The organism is Bacillota bacterium (assembly GCA_040754675.1).
Taxonomy (GTDB): Bacteria; Bacillota; Limnochordia; order Limnochordales; family Geochordaceae; genus Geochorda.
Genome location: JBFMCJ010000745.1, coordinates 1 through 1,691, shown reverse-complemented (window position 1 = coordinate 1,691; position 1,691 = coordinate 1). Strand labels below are relative to the sequence as shown.

The 1,691-nt window shown below is 70.9% G+C and carries 2 protein-coding genes; both read left to right on the top strand.

What is annotated here, in order from left to right; all coding sequences use genetic code 11:
• Positions 1-1,402 (top strand): translocation/assembly module TamB domain-containing protein (locus tag AB1609_23180; GenBank protein ID MEW6049339.1); only part of this gene is annotated, 1,402 nt, incomplete at its 5' end.
• An 89-nt stretch (positions 1,403-1,491) separates the two neighbouring features.
• On the top strand, positions 1,492-1,691 hold a 200-nt coding region (locus AB1609_23175), incomplete at its 3' end, for a hypothetical protein (protein MEW6049338.1).

Genomic DNA, 1,691 nt, shown 5'->3' with positions numbered 1-1,691 from the left:
GAGCCTGGCCGGCACCGTCCCGCTGCCCGGGCTGGGGCTCGCCAGTTCGCCGGCGATGGACGTGCGCGTCAGCATGGAGCGATTCCCTCTGGAACTCGTGCAGGAACTCCTGCCCGCCTGGCAGGTGGAGGGCGGGCGGCTCAGCGGCGCGCTGACCCTTACCGGGACTCCCGAGGAACCCACCGCCTCCGGCAAGCTCTCGTTTCAGGCGAACCGCATCGCCTCGCGCCAGGACCTGATCGACCCGCTCCTGAACGTCCTGGTCGAACTGAATATAGACGGGCGCCACCTGCGCGTGGCGAAGGGGGAGGCCCGGGCGTCGGGCGGGGGTGAGCTGGCCCTGTCGGGCGATGCGTACCTGGCATCGATCTGGCCGCTGGGGCTCGACCCGGTGGACCTGCGGCTTGCCATGCGGCAGGCGTCCATGCGGGGGCGGCCGAGCGAGGCCGTGGAGTTCCAGGGGACGTTCAACGGCGAACTGCGCCTGGCGGGCGCGCTCGGCTCCGGCAGGTGGCCGACGCTGTCCGGGCGGATCGGCGTTCAGCAGGGCCGCGTCGCCTTCCTGGGGGTGGCCGCGTGGTTGGCCGGCGGGCAGGCGGCGGGCAACCAGACCCCGGCCGTCGGCGGGCCGGTTGTGAGGCTCCCGGCGCCTCCGGACCAGGTGGAAGGGCGGCCGTCGGCTTCCGAAGGCGTCCCGCTGGACGTCACGGTGGAGGCCGACGAGCCCGTCCGGATTGAGGTGCCGGCCATCGGAGGGAGCGGGCTTCTGGAAGGGGCCGTGCTCCTGACGGGGACATCCGGGGAGCCGGCGCTCTCCGGCGACGTGGCGCTGTCGCAGGCCCGGGTGCGCTACTTCGGCAGGGAGTTCACCATCGAGCGGGGGCGGCTGAGCTTCAGCCCGGCCCGGGGGATGCTGCCGGAGGTGGATCTGCAGGCCTCGACCGGCACCCCGGACGGGCCGGTGCAGGTGCAGTTGCAGGGTGACGTGGCGGATCTTGGCCGTTTGCGGCTGAGCGCCCAGCCTGAGATGAGCCGGGAGCAGATCCTGGCTCTTCTGTTGCCCCCCATCGGCGAGCCGGGCACCCAACCGTGGGTCGCGCGCGTCAACGAGCAGCTCGCGGCGTGGGCCACCGAGCCGCTGGAAAGAGCCGTGCGCAGGGCCCTGGGGCTCGATGAGCTGTGGCTGGTGCCGGTGGGAGAAGAGGGGTCGCTGCGGCTCTCCGTCGGGAAGTACATCTCAGCGTCCGGGATCTACGTGCGATACCGGCGCGAGCTTTTGGGCCGGACCCCCGAGCAGGAACTGGAATTCTCCTACCGCCTCCGCCCGGACCTGACCTTGAAGCTTACCCTCGGCGGCGAGGAGGTCTGGCGGCTGGGTCTCAACTGGCAGTGGAGCTTTTAAGTGACAAGAGGAACAGAAAAGCAGGACAAGAACACGAGACGCCGCGGGCCGCACCATGGCAGGCCCTGGAGTCGGAGGTGGCTGGTTCGTTGAACGTACGCCGGCCGACGGTTTTGCGGGTGCTTTCCCTTGCATGCATTGCGCTGGTCGTGGCGCTTCCGTGGGCGACCCCTGGCGCTGCCCAGGACCAGGCCGGGACGCCCGAGGCCGAGGTCCGGGCGGTGGTGGTGAGTGGCAACGAGCAGGTGGATGCGGTCACCATCCTGGATGCCATCACGCGCACCCAGCC